The 18,813-nt window shown below is 44.7% G+C and carries 20 protein-coding genes; all 20 read right to left on the bottom strand.

The genetic code is table 11. The features are described 5' to 3' along the window. Window positions 1-61: 61 nt before the first annotated feature. The 20 genes from NLBNIHML_RS28665 to fliM all read right to left on the bottom strand — a co-directional run bounded on the left by NLBNIHML_RS28665 (window position 62) and on the right by fliM (window position 18,799). Window positions 62-376, bottom strand: coding sequence for a hypothetical protein (locus NLBNIHML_RS28665; protein WP_339241615.1), 315 nt, complete (start codon window positions 374-376; stop codon window positions 62-64). A 52-nt stretch (window positions 377-428) separates the two neighbouring features. Continuing rightward, window positions 429-1,838, bottom strand: a complete 1,410-nt coding sequence (locus NLBNIHML_RS28660; protein WP_339241614.1) for a flagellar assembly protein A — start codon at window positions 1,836-1,838, stop codon at window positions 429-431. Window positions 1,839-1,900: 62 nt separating this feature from the next. Beyond that, the gene (locus NLBNIHML_RS28655; RefSeq protein ID WP_339241613.1) at window positions 1,901-2,689 is read right to left on the bottom strand and encodes a FliA/WhiG family RNA polymerase sigma factor; all 789 of its coding nucleotides are present in this window, start codon (window positions 2,687-2,689) and stop codon (window positions 1,901-1,903) included. A 15-nt stretch (window positions 2,690-2,704) separates the two neighbouring features. Continuing rightward, window positions 2,705-3,148, bottom strand: a complete 444-nt coding sequence (locus tag NLBNIHML_RS28650; protein WP_339241611.1) for a hypothetical protein — start codon at window positions 3,146-3,148, stop codon at window positions 2,705-2,707. 4 nt (window positions 3,149-3,152) lie between these two features. Next, complete coding sequence (locus tag NLBNIHML_RS28645; RefSeq protein ID WP_017689162.1) at window positions 3,153-3,650, bottom strand: chemotaxis protein CheD; 498 nt, start codon at window positions 3,648-3,650, stop codon at window positions 3,153-3,155. After that, window positions 3,643-4,263 (bottom strand): chemotaxis protein CheC, encoded by a 621-nt coding sequence (locus NLBNIHML_RS28640; protein ID WP_338594906.1) that lies wholly within the window; start codon window positions 4,261-4,263, stop codon window positions 3,643-3,645. The genes NLBNIHML_RS28645 and NLBNIHML_RS28640 overlap by 8 nt, the downstream gene beginning before the upstream one ends. Before the next feature lie 10 nt (window positions 4,264-4,273). Beyond that, window positions 4,274-4,735 (bottom strand): chemotaxis protein CheW, encoded by a 462-nt coding sequence (locus tag NLBNIHML_RS28635; protein ID WP_494353315.1) that lies wholly within the window; start codon window positions 4,733-4,735, stop codon window positions 4,274-4,276. Between the two features lie 41 nt (window positions 4,736-4,776). After that, complete coding sequence (locus NLBNIHML_RS28630) at window positions 4,777-6,849, bottom strand: chemotaxis protein CheW (protein ID WP_472478714.1); 2,073 nt, start codon at window positions 6,847-6,849, stop codon at window positions 4,777-4,779. A gap of 32 nt (window positions 6,850-6,881) precedes the next feature. Further along, a complete protein-coding gene (locus NLBNIHML_RS28625) occupies window positions 6,882-8,318 on the bottom strand; it encodes a chemotaxis protein CheB (RefSeq protein WP_494353314.1) in 1,437 nt (478 codons plus the stop codon). A 32-nt stretch (window positions 8,319-8,350) separates the two neighbouring features. Further along, a complete protein-coding gene (locus tag NLBNIHML_RS28620; RefSeq protein ID WP_339241604.1) occupies window positions 8,351-9,238 on the bottom strand; it encodes a MinD/ParA family protein in 888 nt (295 codons plus the stop codon). After that, entirely contained in the window at window positions 9,235-10,587 is a 1,353-nt protein-coding gene (flhF, locus tag NLBNIHML_RS28615) for a flagellar biosynthesis GTPase FlhF (RefSeq protein WP_494353313.1), read from the bottom strand. Before flhF ends, NLBNIHML_RS28620 begins: the two co-directional genes overlap by 4 nt. Next, entirely contained in the window at window positions 10,584-12,617 is a 2,034-nt protein-coding gene (flhA, locus tag NLBNIHML_RS28610; RefSeq protein ID WP_339241599.1) for a flagellar biosynthesis protein FlhA, read from the bottom strand. Before flhA ends, flhF begins: the two co-directional genes overlap by 4 nt. Window positions 12,618-12,642: 25 nt before the next feature. Further along, complete coding sequence (gene flhB / locus NLBNIHML_RS28605) at window positions 12,643-13,725, bottom strand: flagellar biosynthesis protein FlhB (protein ID WP_445252554.1); 1,083 nt, start codon at window positions 13,723-13,725, stop codon at window positions 12,643-12,645. A 23-nt stretch (window positions 13,726-13,748) separates the two neighbouring features. Continuing rightward, a complete protein-coding gene (gene fliR / locus NLBNIHML_RS28600) occupies window positions 13,749-14,537 on the bottom strand; it encodes a flagellar biosynthetic protein FliR (protein ID WP_339241596.1) in 789 nt (262 codons plus the stop codon). 10 nt (window positions 14,538-14,547) lie between these two features. Further along, window positions 14,548-14,817, bottom strand: a complete 270-nt coding sequence (gene fliQ / locus NLBNIHML_RS28595; protein WP_047842485.1) for a flagellar biosynthesis protein FliQ — start codon at window positions 14,815-14,817, stop codon at window positions 14,548-14,550. 25 nt (window positions 14,818-14,842) lie between these two features. After that, entirely contained in the window at window positions 14,843-15,598 is a 756-nt protein-coding gene (gene fliP, locus NLBNIHML_RS28590) for a flagellar type III secretion system pore protein FliP (RefSeq protein WP_315936325.1), read from the bottom strand. Continuing rightward, on the bottom strand, window positions 15,595-16,131 hold the full coding sequence (locus NLBNIHML_RS28585) for a flagellar biosynthetic protein FliO (protein ID WP_339243021.1): 537 nt from the start codon (window positions 16,129-16,131) through the stop codon (window positions 15,595-15,597). The genes fliP and NLBNIHML_RS28585 overlap by 4 nt, the downstream gene beginning before the upstream one ends. Before the next feature lie 11 nt (window positions 16,132-16,142). After that, entirely contained in the window at window positions 16,143-16,508 is a 366-nt protein-coding gene (locus tag NLBNIHML_RS28580) for a response regulator (RefSeq protein ID WP_017689175.1), read from the bottom strand. A 28-nt stretch (window positions 16,509-16,536) separates the two neighbouring features. Next, complete coding sequence (gene fliY, locus NLBNIHML_RS28575; protein ID WP_339241591.1) at window positions 16,537-17,811, bottom strand: flagellar motor switch phosphatase FliY; 1,275 nt, start codon at window positions 17,809-17,811, stop codon at window positions 16,537-16,539. Continuing rightward, a complete protein-coding gene (gene fliM, locus NLBNIHML_RS28570) occupies window positions 17,801-18,799 on the bottom strand; it encodes a flagellar motor switch protein FliM (protein WP_253433786.1) in 999 nt (332 codons plus the stop codon). The genes fliY and fliM overlap by 11 nt, the downstream gene beginning before the upstream one ends. Between the last annotated feature and the right edge of the window lie 14 nt (window positions 18,800-18,813).

Below are 18,813 nucleotides of genomic sequence, written 5' to 3'. Positions count from 1 at the left end.
GTTCTCTCCTTCTGATTCAACCATCGGTGCGCAAGACTGCATTGTCTATAACAACCATTTATTATAAAGACAGATCTATATGTTTTCCTTTGTACGGGTGTTCTGCAGGTTTGACAGTTTCTTGAGCCTCAACAGTCTGCTGTCCATCGGAACCACTCTGCTGATTCCCATCATTGGTTTGACCATCACGCACCGAAGTCTGTGAAGTTTCGTCCATTGCTTCACTTCGTTGCCTTGCTTCATTGGCTTCCTTCGTCGTTTGCTCTGCCAGAAGATTCTGATCCGTAATCGGTCGCTGCTGGGCTTCACTTTGATAACGTCCCGCTTCGCTTGTTCGTGGTACCGCAATCTGCAACTCCACTGCTTTGAAACTCATACGCTCACCTCACGGTTTCGAATGGATTTCTTCCTGTGCCTGAATGCTGTACTTAAACGTATGGAACCATCGTAATATCGCCATCATGATAATAAAATGAAATTCGACTCACTGGATCTTTAATAAATTTCGTGTATCTGCCGATAACTATTTTAGAGCCTCCATAAATCATCTTCAGAATATCAACACGAGCCTTACTTGTATCTTCAAGTGCCTTTTCAATTTCAAAGATACGCATTTTCGTTTCTTCGCTAATCCGAAGAGCAGATTTCTGCGTAGCATTCAGCTTGATTCGCATCGACATCTTATCCGGACTTAATTGTCCAGCGGCAGCTAACTGGTCTAACAAAGTCAGAGCCTTCTTCGTTTTGTCCAAGGAGTCCATCTGTTCTCTGGCTTCCTTGCGCAGATCATTCAGTTCGTTACGCAGCCTTGGCAGAACACCCACTTCAATGGAAGTGACCGTCGACATACTGTTACCTACAACACGAGCTGATACATTCTGACCTGCCTGAATTGAACCACCAACGATTAGACCTTTAGTTCCTGCACAGATGACACCATGGCCAGCACGAATATTGGAATGCATTATGCTTTGGGAAACCAGAACATCTTCACCAGCATCCACGTTGCCTTCTTGAATAAACGTACATTTAACATTATGGCCTGCTTGTACAAGTCCTTTGTTATACCCAATAATACCACCGGTAATTTCGATTGAGCCGCCTGCTTCCAGTTCCGCTCCTTCGACACCTCCGACGACACGAATGTCACCTGCTGCTTTTACTTTAAATCCGGTAAGTACATTGCCGCGTATGACAACCGTGCCTACAAAGTCGATATTACCGTTATTGTAGTCAACGTCGCCATTGACTTCATAGACTGGAAACACATTCAGTTTGTTACCGTCCGTTTTGGTAACCAGCCCATCCAGTGCAGCATACATTGCAGAACCATCCGGGTTAATCACAACGTTTTTTCCAACTTTAAACCGAGCTTCTTTTCCCGGACGATAAGGAATTTCCTCACCCGTTACTGCCCTGCCTGGTATGCCCTCGCAAGGAGCGATTCGCTCTGCAATGATCTGACCACTACGGACATTGTTTAACCGGGTCACTTCTTTGTAATCGACGGTTCCATCTTCCGATTCAAGCGGTCGCCGTTCGTTTGTATCGTCCATCCCAACCAGAATTTTGATGAATCCATCTGTTCCCTGGATAGGAGCGATTCCTTCGGCAATCTTATATTTATCTTTTAAATAGGTTTCAGGGTTACTAACAAAAAGAAGTAATGCCTCCCGCAATACACCTTGTTTGATGCCCTTGTTCGCCACGAATTGTTCGAGTTCATCGATCGTGCAGGCAAAGCCCTCTTCCTCTTTGGAAAATTCAAGGTAGGCTATGCATTTGTCGTCCGATAAAACAATGTTTAAACATTGTTCCAAAGCAGTCCGCTGTGTCACTGCAGTTCTTCCCCCTTTTTGACTTTCCACTCCCCAAACTCCAATTATATTACTTATCTCTATTAATCTTTACGCATCAACAAATCTTTCTGTTTGTCCAATGTGCCGCGTAGTCGTAATATTGCCTTGGAATGTAACTGAGATATACGAGACGGAGAAAGAGACATGACTTCCGCAATTTCACTAAGAGAAAGATCTTCGTAATACAAGAGTGATACAACCGTTCTCTCTTTTACCGTCAATTTGTCAAGCCCTTGCACCAAAGCTTCCTTCAAATAAAATTCATTCACTTTATAATCCGGATTTTTAGCTTTTTCATCCACCATCAAAGACAGACGAGTCTCAGACTCTTCTTCACGAATGGGGTCCTCCAGCGAGCAAAGTGACATGACTGCCACTTCCTGAAGCATATGTTGAAAATCTTTGGTAGACACGTCCAGATACTGACTCATTTCCTCATCACTAACGGACCTCAGATAGCTTTGTTCCAGCTGTTGGTAGGCGTCTTCAATACGCTTGGCCTTCTCTCGAACAGAACGCGGAACCCAATCACCTTGACGCAGACCGTCAAGAATGGCTCCGCGGACTCTCCATGATGCATACGTCTCAAATTGCAAACCACGTTCATAGTCGAATTTCTCCAAAGCATCAATTAACCCCATAACGCCGTTACTCTCCAAGTCATCTTTGGGAACATTTTTGGGCAAACCAACAGCCAGTCGACCGGATACATAATTTACAATGTGAAGATACTTTTCAATCAAAGCTTTCTTGGCTTCAAGATCTCCATGTTCTTTCCACTTTTCCCACAGATCAGAATGGTTCAAATGTGAAGCTTTACGCTCGTTCAATTGCTTTCACCCTCCTTATTTGTCTGTCAGGTGACGAACGGCCTGCGCCAATTCCTCCGGATCCTTGGTCCGGACAAGTTTAGGCGGATCCAAAGGAGCGAATCCCGTTGGAGCTTTCGTCTCAGATGGCGGAAGATCGTCCCCAGATGAAGCGTTCTGTCCACTCTTGAGCAAATCATTCAGCTCTTGTCCATCGTCCTCGATTTTAATGTCCACCTGTGAACCTCTTTGATCTTGAGCATTTGGTGAATCATAACCATATCCATTTCCCTCGACCTGAGGGTTCAGCAGCAATCCCAATCCCCAGCGTAAACCGTATGCAAGGACAAACCAGGCTACGAATCCGATCAATCCGCGAATTAAACTGGTCATCAACACATTGCTGCTGTATGCTACAAAAAAAGTAATAATAAACCCAACGATGCCTGCTCCAAGATTAATGCGGTAGTTTCCTATCATAGTCTTATAATTCCTTTACACCCATTTGTACACTTCGAATAGTCAAAAGTCCAGTTTCACAATCCATTTCAATTGTTCGTCCATAATTTCCACCGGTATCTTCTGCAAGAAGAGGGATATTGAGTTTTTGAAGCCACTCTCGACAAGAATCTGCATTACGTGGTCCAATGCGCATGGTATCTCCAGCCCCGGCAAAGGCAAACATCTGAGAGCCTCCGGCCATTTTAGACACAATACGTGAGTGAGAAGCGCCTAGTTTTATCATCTTTTCCAAAAGCTCAGGCAACGCCGTATCCGCATATTTCGCAGTGTTCAGTTTCCCTTCGCGTGCGATCTCTGAAGTAGGAAGCATGACATGCGCCATTCCAGCCAGCTTCAAATGTGGGTCATACATTGTTAATCCCACACACGAACCCAAGCCAGTCGTGCGGATTACACCGGGAAGATGAGCGATGTTTAGATCCGCCATACCGACTTTAACGACGCTTTTGTCCTCAATCATGGCTCAGTGGCACCCCTAGCGATTCAAATATCTTTGCAAAGGATGGTGGGTCCGGAATGAGGAAAAACTGACCCTCAACCTGATCTTCACCTTCAAAGAAAGATGTGTCAATCAACAATGCAGCGTCACCCATCTCGCCAAACTGCAACAAACCATAGCTTAGAATGGCACCCGCCATGTCGATGGCAAGTCCAGGAACGGTTGGATACATGGACAATTTCGTGAAATCTGCCAAAGAAGAAAGATAGGATCCAGCCAAAATATTTCCAATCTCGGAAAGCGCTGATTGCTCCATATCTGTAAAAGCAAGTCCTTCTTTCAAATCAAACCCGGCGAGTCTATTCAACAACATTTTAGCAGCCTCTGGTGTCATCATAAAGAAAAGATTTCCCGGTGCTTCCCCTTCCACACGAAGAAAAACGGTAACAACGATGCGTTCATCTCCGCCCACTTTTTCGGCAACTTCTTCAAAAGGGAGCATTTGTACTTTAGGTACACCCATGTCAATCGGTCTGTTGAGGAGTTGAGACAACGCCGTTGCGGCGTTGCCTGCTCCAATGTTACCGACCTCTTTGAGCACATCCATCTGGAATACCTCAAATCGGTTGAACATCTCCACGGTACTAGCCCTCAACACTTTCCAGCTGTACAATCTCGCTTTTATTTAATACTTCGTTCAAGTTAAGCATAATCAACAGGCGTGAATCTTCCAATTTAGCAACACCTCGCAGGTATCTCGCTTTAACGCCGCCAACCACTTCTGGTGGACTATCGACCGCACTGCTCTTGATATCGATAACATCATTAGCAGAATCTACGATGAAGCCAACTTGCATGTCGTCAACACCTACGATAACAATACGAGTCTGATCCGTGTATTCTGATTCCGGAAGGGAGAAACGACCGCGCAGATCAATGACCGGAATAACAACACCGCGTAGATTGATAACTCCTTTTACAAAGGAAAGTGTCTTGGGAACACGGGTAATTGGCATCATGCGCTCAATCGTCTGAACTTTGTCTACCTCAATACCATACTCTTCGGAACCCAATTTAAAGACGATGACTTTCAACTCTTCTTCCATGTAAAAAACCTCCCTATTAAATGTAAGACTTCGCTCTATGCTTATTTAATAAATGCATTAGGATCAAGAATCAGGGCTACTTGTCCATCTCCGAGTATGGTTGCTCCAGAGATTCCTTCAATAGCAGGAAGATAGGTTCCCATTGATTTGAGAACAATCTCACTTTGTCCAATGAATTCTTCAACAGCTACGGCTGCAAGACGGTCACCTTTGCGAATCACGACAATTTCTGTTTCCTGCTCATCAGCGTCATTAAAGTCCGGTACGGAGAAAACTTCGCTCAAGGACAAGTACGGAATCAGTGACTCACGGAACGTAATCATTTTATTGCCGTGAATATTACGAACTTGTTCCCGTTGTACAATGGCCGTCTCTACAATGGAGGATAACGGAACAGCGTATTTCTCTGAACCAAGTCGTACCAGCATCGCCGCGATAATGGATAGAGTCAACGGAAGCTGAACAGAGAAGTTAGTACCTTTGCCTGGAGTTGAATGAATCGTTACATTACCACCAAGCGAAGTGATCTTCGATTTTACTACATCCAAGCCAACGCCCCGGCCAGAGATATCCGAGATAATATCTGCAGTACTGAAACCAGGTGCGAACAACAGTTGATTCACTTCATCATCACTCATCTTGGCACCTTGTTCTTCGGTTACAACACCACGTTTGATCGCGGTTTTCAAAAGCTTGTCGCGATAGATACCTTTACCATCATCTTCAATTTCAATAAACACGTGATTTCCACTGTGGAAGGCACGCAGGTTTACTGTACCCATCTCTGGCTTACCTGCAGCTACACGCTCTGCAATGGATTCCACACCATGGTCAACCGCGTTACGCAGTAAATGCACAAGCGGATCACCAATCTCATCAATTACCGTACGGTCCAATTCCGTCTCAGCACCTGTAATAACCAAATCGATTTTTTTATCTAGTGTCTTGGCCAGATCACGGATCATACGCGGGAATCGGTTAAATACGGTATCTACCGGTACCATCCGCAATTTCAGTACAATATTTTGCAAATCTGTGCTAACTCGACTTAAATGTGCAACTGTATCGGATAAATCATTGTTGCCTGTCTCACTGGCCAATTGCTCCAGACGTGAACGGTCAATCAACAATTCACTGAACAGGTTCATCAATACGTCGAGACGTTCAATATCCACACGAATGGTACGTGAAGGTGCAGCAGCTTGCTTCGGCGCAGCAGTTTTGGCTGGTGCCGTTTTGGATTCTTCTGCAGGTGCAGAATTGTTATCCGGCGAAGCAACTTCAGCTACAGCTGTTGGTGCGGGTGGCGCTTCAACTGTAGCTGCTACCTGATTAGCCATCTGCTGAAGAGTCTCCTGATCCAGTTGAATCAGCTTTGCACTTTCAATCTCAGAGATACTCATGATGCCTTCTTCCAGTTCGTGCGCCTCTTTAGTTGTTATGTAATACAACGAGAAACTGCGCTCAAACTTCTCTTGCTCAATATCCTGAACGGAAGGGTAAGCCTTTACGACTTCACCTGAACGTTCCAGCATATCAAAGACCATATAAGCCCGTACACCTTTTAACTGGCTATGCTCGCTAACGAGTACATCCACATAGAACACACGATGACCTTCGGCAATCGATTGATCCAGCACCGAATATTGGAATTCATCCAGTTCCACAGCCGAAGCAATTGAAGCGTTAGCTGGCTTTTTTGTTTCCGTAGCAGATGCATCTCCGTTTGTCATTTCACCGTTTTCAATGGCCTGAAGCGAAGCTACGATTGACGAAACATCAGCTTTACCTTGTCCACCTTCGGTAATATCCTGAACCATCGTTTCCAAGGCGTCGAGACTCTTAAACATGGTGTCAAAAATGTAATCCTGCATTTTTAACTTCTCATTACGAACCAGATCCAACACATTTTCCATTTTATGTGTCAGTGATGCCAAATCTTCAAAACCCATTGTTGCTGCCATACCCTTCAAGGTATGAGCAGAGCGGAATATCACCTGAACTATACCCAGATCTTCTGGATTGCCTTCAAGTTGAAGCATGTTTTCGTTAAGCGATTGCAGATGATCATTAGACTCATCAATAAACATGGATAAATATTGGTTCATGTCCATTGTGAGGCACCTCCTCCGTGAGTTACACTCCGTTATTTCACTGCTTGAACAAGTTTAGACGCAATCTCCTGCAGTGGCAAAAGATGACGAACGCATTGCAGCTCTACAGCAGAACGCGGCATACCATATACAACACATGTTTCTTCATTCTCGGCAAAGGTTGATGTAACTCCAGCTTCGTATAATCTCTTCATCATACGTGCTCCATCACTTCCCATTCCTGTCAGCAAAACAAGATGCCTTTGTAAAGATGTAAACGGCAGAAGTGACTCAAACATCGTATCCACTGAAGGTCTATGTCCATTCACTGGCTGATCTTCAGTCAACTTCACGATAAACTTCCCGTCTGCTGTTTTGTTAACTTTCACATGGAATCCGCCGGGTGCTATATAGGCGGTACCTTTTTTCAGGACCATGCCTTCTTCAGCTTCAACCACATGCAGTGGACTGAATGTATTCAATCGTTGAGCCAAAGAACGTGTGAAATTGGGCGGCATATGCTGCACAATAATGACCGGTGCAGGCAAATCAGCAGGCAACTGCTCGAGCAATGTCTTGAGAGCCCTCGGTCCACCCGTGGAACAACCTATTGCCACAAGCTTGTTGAATGTTCCTTCCGGTCCCCCTGCGCCTTTAGGGACAGGATTAGGCTTGATTACTTCCTTGGCTTTTGCAGAGGCTGCTGCTATTTGGTCAGCTGCCAGTCTAGCTGCATTAGGTAGCCGAACTTCCTTCGGAGTCTGCACTGGATTAGCTGACTTCACTACTCTCTCTACATTCGTCTCCAAAGTCCGCTCTGCTTTCGGCAAAGGTTCCGTTTTTTTCTCCAAGCGGCCTGGTTTCGAAGGTAATAATGGCTCAATAGGTTTCTTAGATTTGGCCTGAAAGACGTCAGTCCGCTCTTGAAGAGAGCGTTGACTCGTCTTCGCAGGTTCAATCATTTTTTTCGCAGGCTCTACTCGATCCTTGCCTGGCATTTCTTTGTGTAGCTGCTGAGCTGAAGGGACAACTGTTGCTCGCGAAATCTCTCTATTTTTCAACGATAACTCACGATCAGCTTTTCGCTTGATCTCATTCATCGCAGCACGCATGCGCTCAACCAAGGCCTTACCGACTTGAGCAATATCCTGGTCATGTGAAATAGATGGTTTCCGAATGAAGTCGAAAGCTCCGGCTTCAAGCGCCATAATGGTTTCTTTCATGCCTTGTTCATTGATACCAGAGAGCATAATCACAGGAACGAAGGATTCCTTCATAATTGATTTTAATGCATCCAACCCATTCATTTCGGGCATCTCAACGTCCATTGTAATAATATCAGGTTTCAATTCCAGTGATTTTTGAATCGCTTCTCTACCGTTTGATGCCGTTGCCGTGACCTTGAATTCCGGATCCGCTTGGATCAAATCCGTAACAATCTTACGCATAAAAGCGGAATCATCGACAACCAATACTTGATAGACCGCCATGTTGTGTCACCCCTGTTTCCTTTTTTCAGAAATCATGTTGTCCGTTTAAGCCACTTATTCATAAATCCCCTGATTCCTGTCAAGGTTCCGGATCCCGGAGTTGCAGGTACAGCCAGATAACGAAGAGCAAGTTTCTCTATATCTTTGGAGGCTTTGGCATTGGGATAAGCCAGACTATAGGGCATTTGCCTTTTAACCGCCTTGACTACCTGGGCGTCTTCCGAAATATACCCAAGCAGCGGAATATCCGTCTGCAAAAACCGTCTTGCCACTCCAGCTATTTTATCTGCCACCCGTTCCGCTTCTCGTTCGTCCTCCACCCGGTTAACGATCATCCGAAAGGGCGTAGCATTTTCCTGGCCGTGCATAACTTTGACTAAAGCATAAGCATCGGTTATTGAAGTCGGTTCAGGTGTGGTTATAATCAGGCATTCATCGGCAGCACCGATGAACTTCATATTCTCCCTGGAGAGTCCTGCCCCAGTGTCGAAGATGACATAATCCATTTCCTGGGCAATATCCTCGACTTGACTGGCGAAGAACTCCAGATCACGATCAGACAATGAGAATAACTCTTTCATGCCCGATCCACCAGCAATGTAAGGCAAGCCGCTGGCACCCAGTTGTATGATCTCCCTTATAGATTTTTGTCGGTATAACAGGTGATAAAGATTATAGGAAGAAGACGTACCCATAAGAACATCAATATTAGCCATTCCAATATCGGCATCAAACACAAGTACCTTTTTCCCCAAAGCCTGCAGTGCCAAGGCAAAGTTCAGTGTGAAATTGGATTTACCAACACCTCCCTTACCACTGGCCACAGTAATGATTTTAGAGGATCGAATATCTCGCTCAATACCTTCCAATTCCAATGGCGCGGAGACCATATTTCGAAGTGCAGCTGCCTGATCCTTCATTGTGGCCCTTCTCCCAGCAACTGTTTAGACAATGAATCTGCATCCGGCTTCAACAAATCGTCCGGAACATTTTGTCCATTAGCCACATATGCGAGCTTGAGTGGAAAACGGTGTAACAAATTAAATAACGGACCGCAGCTCCCAGTCTCATCCATTTTGGTGAAAATCACCTTATCCAGGCCATATTTACTGAAATGTTCCGTAATCTGAACCATATCAGCGCTTTTGGAAGTCATACTCATGACCAGAAAGGTTTCGCTATTCTCTACCGGAGCAAGCAAACTTTGCAGTTCCGAAACAAGCAATTCATTTCTGTAGTTTCTACCTGCTGTATCCATAAAAATCAAGTCACAATTCTCTAATCGAGAAATGGCACGTTGTGTATCCCCGGGCGATTGCACCACCTCAAGTGGGACATTCAGTATAGATGCATATGTTCTAAGCTGTTCTACCGCCGAGATCCGATACGTATCTGATGTAATGAATCCAACTTTACGATGTTTTTTGAACATTTGCTCAGCAGCCAATTTTGCGATTGTCGTTGTTTTTCCTACACCTGTTGGTCCAGCAACATAGACGATTCGAGTGGTAGGAAGGATGCCTTCTTCAATACGCTGCTCCAAAAAGTGCATGACCTCAAGCTTCACAACGCGTTCTACATCCTGTTCCTTTAATTCATCCTCAGACAATCTTGCTTGAATTGAATCGAACCAGGCTTCCCAAACTTCAGGCCAAACATCTTGTTCTGTCAGACGTTCTCGGATCGGTTGCAGTTCCTCTGTCAGAGGGTCCGCGGAAGTACCTTGCTTAGAAAGCATGGTCACCATCTGTTTAAGATCCTGCAATTCAGTCATCAACTTATCCTGCTGCAGGTCTGAACCTGTTAGCTTCGTCGCAGTTGTTGAACCCGAAAAATCCGCCCCTTGCGGTCGCGGTTTATGATCCGTGCTCGAAGAACCTGAGCCGCTGTCTATGTCTGAACTGATATTACGCGATTCAAACACAGATGGCGCGGCAGCAGATTGTTCCTGTACACTTTGATCAGCTGTATTCGTTGTCGCCGACTCATCAGAAGCCGCAACAAACGAACGTGCTGTTTGCCGATAAGCCTCAGGTACAAATGCACGAGGTACAGGTGTGAATTGATTTTGTACGGGCTTTGTCGTTTGCTTGTTTTCTTCCTTATCCACTGCAGCTACAACTTCGATCCGTTTTTTGCGAAACATTCCCATCACACCGCCCACCTTAATCTCTTTGGTGGACAGAATGACGGCATCACTTCCCAGGTCTTTGCGAATTTGAAGCATAGCTTCGGGCATGGTCTCAACAACGTATTGTTTTACTCTCATAAGTTCACCACCCCGATACTTTGAATTTCAACATTCGGCTCCAATTCACTGTAGGAAAGCACAGGAATGTCCTGCATAGTACGTTCAATAACCTGACGCAGATACATCCGAATGGTTGGAGAAGTTAATACAACAGGTTGTTGACCTGATTGAATCAAACGGTTCACTTGTTCACTCAGCTTCTGATAAACACTTTGTGTAGAAACAGGATCTAGCGCAAGATAGCTACCTTGATCCGATTGTTGCACACTTTCAGCAATTTTCTTCTCGAGACCAGGTCCAACGGTGATCACCCGAAGTGTCTCACCTTTCTGTGAGAATTGCTGAGTAATTTGACGTGAGAGGGATTGTCTGACGTATTCGGTTAACACATCAGGGTCCTTCGTATATGTACCATAGTCAGCTAGTGTCTCGAAGATGGTAACCATATCACGAATGGATATTTTCTCACGCAATAACTTGGCAAGTACTTTCTGCACATCACCAATGGAAAGCAGTGAAGGGATCAGTTCATCCACCAGGGCAGAATAGTTCTCTCTGAGATTATCCACAAGGGCTTTCGTTTCTTGTCTTCCAAGTAACTCATGCGCATGCTTTTTGATCAATTCCGTCAGATGTGTAGCCACAACGGAAGGCGGGTCTACGACCGTATATCCTGCAAGTTCCGCTCTGTCTTTGGTTACTTCATCAATCCATAGTGCCGGAAGTCCAAAAGCAGGCTCTGTCGTTTCAATACCTGTCACGGACTCCTCATCATAACCTGGACTCATAGCAAGGTAGTGATTCAACAGCAGCTCTCCGCCACCTACCACATTACCCTTGATTTTGATCACATACTCATTGGGTCTGAGCTGGATATTATCTCGAATCCGTATAACCGGAACAACCAACCCCAGTTCAAGAGCACACTGCCTCCGAATCATAATGATCCGATCCAACAAGTCCCCACCCTGCTGATTATCAGCAAGCGGGATTAAACCATAACCAAATTCAAACTCAATAGGGTCCACCTGAAGCAGGTTAATTACACTTTCAGGACTTCTGACCTCTTCAATCTGCTGTTCTTCTTCCAACTGTTCTTCCGCTTCCTGTTTCAAGTTCAAATTATTCTGCATGCGCCACGCGGCATATGCCAACACACCTGCCAGCGGAAGCGTAGTAATAACATGAATTGGCGTAAAGAAACCGAGCATGGCAATAACGAAAGCTACGATATAAATAAGTATTGGATATGTAAACAGTTGCCCCGTAATATCATCTGCCAAGTTTCCTTCTGATGACGCTCTGGTGACAATAAGTCCTGCTGCTGTGGAAATAAGCAGAGCAGGGATTTGGCTTACCAATCCATCTCCAATAGTCAAAACAGAGTACGTTGACATTGCATCTGCGAAAGCCATCCCATGTACAGTCATACCGATAATAAATCCACCGATAAGATTGATCAGGAGGATGATAATACTTGCAATTGCGTCACCTTTTACGAATTTACTTGCTCCATCCATCGCTCCATAGAAATCGGCTTCACGTTCAATTTTGGAACGACGCTCACGAGCTTGTTGCTCGTTGATCAGACCTGCATTCAGATCCGCATCAATACTCATTTGTTTACCAGGCATCGCATCGAGAGTGAATCGAGCAGCAACTTCAGCTACGCGTTCAGAACCCTTGGTAATAACGATAAACTGAACGACAACGAGGATCAAAAACACGATAAATCCAATTGCAATTTGCCCTCCAGCAATCCAACTACCAAAGGTAGCAACTACAGCTCCTGCATCACCATTACCAAGAATCAACTTGGTTGTGGAAATGTTCAGTGCCAGTCGGAATAGTGTAGTGATCAGCAGCAAAGCCGGAAAAATAGAAAACTGCAATGCTTCTTTGCTGTTCATGGCAACAAGGAGTATCATCAGAGCAATTGAAATATTGACGACCAGTAACAAGTCCAACAGCCAGGTCGGGATCGGGAGAATCATCATTAACACAATGCCAATGATACCCGCAAGGACAGCTATATCTTTAATTTTCAATGAATGTACGGCCTCCGATCCCCTTTTATTTCGTTCTGCCCTTTAGTTTATATACATAAGCTAGCACTTCGGCTACCGCTTGGAACAAATCGGCCGGTATGGCGTCACCAATCTCGGCTCTCTGGAACAACGCCCGTGCTAACGGCTTGTTTTCCATCGTAATAACACCGTTTTCTTTGGCAATTTCCTTGATTCGCAAGGCGACATAATCCTGACCTTTGGCAATAATCTGTGGTGCCTCCATCTCGGAACCTTCATACTTTAATGCAACCGCAAAGTGAGTTGGGTTCGTAATGATTACATCCGCATTCGGTACTTCTTGCATCATACGCTGCATAGCCATACGACGCTGACGTTCCCGGATTTTACCTTTGATCAGCGGGTCACCCTCCATTTTTTTGTACTCATCCTTAATGTCCTGCTTGGACATACGGATCTTCTTCTCATGATCATACTTCTGATACATGTAATCAAAGATCGCAAGTACCAACAGAGCTACCGCAATCTTGACTCCAAGACTTAAAGTAATTGAAGCAGCAAAATGTAAAATGGCATCCATTGAAAAATGAGAAAGTGAAGCAATGTCGGACTGGTAACTTGTGATTGTGCTATACACAAGATAACCAATGATGGTCATCTTCAAAATGGATTTAGCAAATTCGACCAACGAACGAAGAGAAAAAATATTTTTGAATCCCTTAATCGGATTCAACTTCTCCAGCTTCGGCTTTAAACCTTCACCTACAAGTAGAAAACCTACCTGCATGTAGTTAACGATCAGAGCAACTAATGCTACACCAAGCAGAACAGGAGCAAGCAACAACATCACTTCTATACCGTATCGCATCATAAGCGACATTACATTTTCATCAGTGACTTCCATGCTCAATCGATTGATGAAGATATCCGTGAAGAGTCGAACCGTACGCTCCTTGTAAAAATCACTGAAAACCATCATGATTAAAAAGGTAAACAGGAGAATCGAGGCACCTGATATCTCCATGCTTTTGACAACCTGTCCCTTTTTACGTGTATCCTGTCTCTTTTTTGGGGTAGCTTTCTCCGTCTTTTCCCCTGAAAACAACTGGAGGTCGAGTTGAAGTTTCATTCGAATCTTGTCCTCCGTTTCACTCATCCCGGCCTTTGCCCAATGGTCCCAAGCAATTTTTCCATGGATCTGAACATCACTTCGAACAATTGACCAAATACAAAGGCGAAGCTGGGAACCAGCAAAAGCAAAATAGCAAGCCCGACGAGCACTTTAAGCGGCATTCCGACAGCAAAAACATTAAATTGAGGAGCTGTTTTTGCCAAAAATCCTAATCCTACATCCGTTAAAAACAACGCAACTACCATAGGTGCAGCCATCTGAAACGCAAGCATAAACGATTCACCTAGCGTACGAATCAAAAATTCAGCAATACTTCCATCGGCCAGCCTTATGAAAAATACATTCGACAACGGGATCCAGCGATAACTGTATACAAGGGCATCCAGGAGATAATGATGTCCATTCATGGTTAGGAATAAAAGCACTGCGAATGCATATTTGAAGTTACCTGTAAGCGGTGCTGAAGCACCTGTCATTGGATCATATACGTTCGCAATACCAAAACCAATTTGTATATCAATAAAAGCACCTGCTGTCTGTACAGCTGTCATCAATAGATACGCAACAAATCCCAAAAGCAAACCTATTAGAATCTCTCTGATGATGAGCAAAATATAACTCAGATCCGTGGGTACTGTCTGGTTTATGCCATATGTCATATATACGGTCAATGTGACAAAAGCAGAGAGTCCAATTTTAACTGAAGCGGGTACATTTCGAGCCGAAAAAACCGGCGCAGTTACAAAAAATGATGTGATTCGACAAAACATAAGCAGAGCGACAGGGAAACTTTGCAATAATGTCTCCATCTGCTAAAGCCTACCCTATGTATCTGTATAGATTATCGAGAATGTTAAACGTAAAATCGACCAAGATATTCAAAATCCAAGGTCCAAACAAAAGTACCGCCAAAAGTACGGCAACAATCTTTGGCACGAAAGCTAATGTTTGTTCCTGAATTTGGGTTGTCGCTTGAAAAATACTGATTGCAAGTCCTACAACCAGAGCTAGTATAAGCATGGGTGCACTGGCCAGCAATGACGTGTATACCGCTTTCCCGGCCAGACCGATAATAAATTCCGAAGTCATGACCGTCCTCCTTTAACTTTCCGGATCAAGTGTTAAAACTCAGTAACAGTGACTTGACAACCAGATACCACCCGTCCACAAGGACAAAGAGCAGTATTTTGAAAGGTAATGAGATCATGACCGGCGGAAGCATCATCATGCCCATTGCCATGAGTGTACTCGCAACAACAATGTCTATAACAAGAAACGGAATAAAAATCATAAATCCCATCTGGAATGCTGTCTTCAACTCACTGATTACATATGCCGGCACCATAACAGTAATTGGGATATCCTGATAAGTCTTGGGTTGTTCAGTCTGATTGTACTTCATAAACAGCAGAAGATCTTTTTCTCTGGTGTGACTAAACATAAATTTCTTTATCGGATCCGCTGCTTTTTCAAGTGCCTCGGTTTGTGTAAGATCTCCCTGGAGATAGGGCTGAAGCGCTACCTGATTTATGGAAGACAACGTTGGCGACATAATGAAAAGTGTCAGAAATAGCGCCAAACCGACCAACACCTGATTGGGTGGCATTTGTTGTGTACCCAAAGATGTACGTACAAAACCTAGTACAATCACAATCCGAGTAAAACTGGTCATCAGCACAAGCATGGCCGGAGCAATACTAAGCACCGTAATTAACAGTATAATGGACAGTGAACTCGTGCTTGGTGTCCCTCCATCTCCGTTCCCAATCTGAATATCAATATTCGGAATAGGTTCGGCAAAGGCAACCGTTACAGATGCCAGACTGATAAGTCCTAATAAACAACACGCTAACCAAATCTTTTTCTTCATGAATCCCTCGACCGATCTGTAGTATTGTCTTTATCCAGGAGCTTTTCCATCTTCTCTTTACGGTTAGGCATCTGCCGAAGTTTGGATTCAAACATTTCGTGAAAAGAAGTTGTGTCCTCTAGTTCCATTTCCCTCGGCGGTTCTTCTCTACGGAAACGTTTTGTCAGCTTGGCAATGAGAGGTGAGAGATTCCCTTGTTGTGAAGCAGCATCCCGTTCGAAGGAATCAATGATTCTTTGCGCCTCTTCCAGGTCCGAAACCTTATCTATCAACTGGATGTCTTCACCTACACCAAGCAGATATACAACGCCACCAATTTCCATAATTTGCAGCGACTTGTTTTGCCCCAGTCCAACCCCGCCCAGGGTACGAATCGTGCCATGACGTAACCACTGCTGATTCCGTTTGTTTAAGAACCGGATCAGATAGACAATAAGGGCCAGGATGACGGCCAGGACAACAATCACCCATACAAGCTGTAAATAATAATTGGTTCCCGCGCCAGCTCCTCCTGGTATATCACCCTGAGCCATCATCATGTCTCTTAAACGCCCAGTGTCTTGCTAATCGCTTCGATAACCCGATCAGATTGGAACGGTTTAACGATAAAGTCTTTGGCACCTGCTTGAATAGCGTCGATTACCATTGCTTGTTGACCCATGGCAGAGCACATAATCACTTTAGCGTTAGCATCAATCTTCTTGATTTCTTTCAAGGCTGCAATGCCATCCATCTCAGGCATCGTAATATCCATTGTGATCAGATCCGGACGTAGCTCTTTAAATTTCTCAATGGCTTGTGAACCATCCTGTGCCTCACCAACAACCTCATATCCATTTTTGGACAAAATGTCCCGGATCATCATTCTCATAAATGCAGCGTCGTCTACGACTAAAATTCGGTTTGCCATCTTGATTCAAGTCCTCCCTAAATTGTGCTTATTGTAATTTCTGAATTCGGTCCCATTGGCTAACGATATCTATAACACGAACACCAAAGTTTTCGTCTATAACGACAACTTCTCCCTTGGCGATCAGTTTGTTATTCACCAAAATATCGACAGGTTCCCCGGCTAACTTATCCAGTTCGACAATCGAACCCTGTGACAGTTCCAAAATATCTTTAATTTGCTTCTGGGTCCTTCCTAATTCTACGGTGACTTTAAGGGGAATGTCCATCAATAAATTCAAATTGTTTTCGTCTACCTGACCGTACGCCCCATTTTGTAAATTGGCGAATTGAACTGGCTGTACGTTAACATTCCTATTTGGCATTCCACCATAATGTTGAGGTGCACCATAAGGTTGCTGCGGTGGCATGCCATACGGCTGCTGTGGCGGCATTCCTTGCGGCATCCCCATCGGAGTCTGTCCATATCCGTTATAGTCCTGAACAGGCTGCTGAGGAGCCTGTGGAGGCTGCTGGTGTTGAACGGGCGGCTGCTCAGCCACTGGTGGTGGCGTTGCGGGTACGGGTGCTGGTGCAGGTTCAGGGGTTGATGCCACTGGTGCGCTGGCAGTTGACTCCTGAGCACCTCCAATCAACATATCTACCATGTTTTTGGCAAAATGCACTGGAAGCAACTGCATCAGATTGGAATCAATCAGATCCCCGATTAACAAACGAAATGAAACTTGGATAAGAGTCTCATCTGCCGGGAGATTACTTACACCTTCTCCACTCTCCAGATTGAGAATATCGATTCCCGGAGGAGAAATATTCACAAAACGATTAAAAATCGTGGACATTGAAGTCGCAGAGGAACCCATCATCTGGTTCATTGCTTCCTGCACTGCACTAATATGGATTTCGTTCAGTTCTTCATCGACCGGATTTCCTTCGCCACCCAGCATCAAATCAGCGATGACTTGAGCATCTCTCTTCTTGATAACAAGCGAGTTAATGCCTTCAAATCCATCCACGTAATTCACATGAACGGCAACATGCGGCTTGGGAAAGGCTTCTTCAAACTGCGTTCGACTAATAATAGAAACTTTAGGTGTTGTAATATCTACTTTGAGGCCCAATAGCGTGGATAAGGCTGTTGCCGCGCTACCAAATGTAATGTTACCAATCTCCCCCAAGGCATCCTGCTCCAGCTCGGTCAAAAAATCATCAACCGTCTTTTCAGCGGGCTCCGAGCTGTTTATCGACTCCGATTGCCTGAGCAAAGCATCGATTTCTTCTTGGGATAAATAATCCTTACTCGTCAAATTCTTCAACTCCTTCGGTGACAATCTCGTCTATTTGCACAGCCACACGGTCCTTGATTGTCCCCGGACTGCCCATGTATTTCAGTTTGTCACCCACTTTAATGGAAAGTCCCTCATCCACTGGTTTGTTCAACGTAATGACATCACCAACGGACAGACCCAGAAATTCTGCAATTGAAATTCTGGATTCTCCCAATTCCGCAACGATGGGTAACTTGGCTTTGTTCACACGCTCTCTTAAAGCATCATATTCTTCCGGAGCTCTGGTTTTCTTCTCCGAAACAAACCACTGATGAGTTGACAACCGTGACATAATAGGTTCAAGAACGACATGCGGTATACATAGATTGATCATGCCTGTCGTGTCACCAATTTTGGTGCTGAGCGAGATCAGAGCAATCGTTTCATTGGGAGATACAATCTGCATAAATTGCGGATTGGTCTCGAGCGCTTCCATCCTTGGGGAAATATCCAACACGGTCTTCCATGCTTCCTGCAAACTTTCAAATGCACGGCTGAATATTCGCTCCATGATAGTCGTTTCAATCTCCGTCATCGATGCAATCTTTGTCGGAGCACTCCCCGTTCCACCAAGCAGGCGATCCAACATCGCATATCCCACGTTCGGATGGACTTCCATCACCATTCTTCCCTGTAGTGGCTCCGCTTCAAAAATGTTCAATATCGTCATCTTAGGAATAGAACGGATAAACTCATCATAAGGCAACTGTTCGACCTGAACGACATTGATTTGAACGAACGTCCGCAGTTGGGCTGAAAAATAAGTGGTGAGAAAGCGTGCAAAGTTTTCATGAATACGAGTCAAGCTTCTGATATGGTCTTTGGAAAAACGCACTGCCCGCTTAAAATCGTACGATCTGATTTTCTTCTGAGTTTCTTCCTTCTTCAATTCTTCCGCATCCATCTCACCAGAAGAAAGGGCTGCTAATAGGGCGTCAATCTCATTTTGTGATAATACATCCACCATGTTCTCACCCCCTT

The sequence above is a fragment of the Paenibacillus sp. JNU01 genome (genome assembly GCF_059130585.1).
The sequence above is the reverse complement of the archived record's forward strand: the minus strand, read 5'-3'. Positions and strand labels throughout refer to the sequence as shown.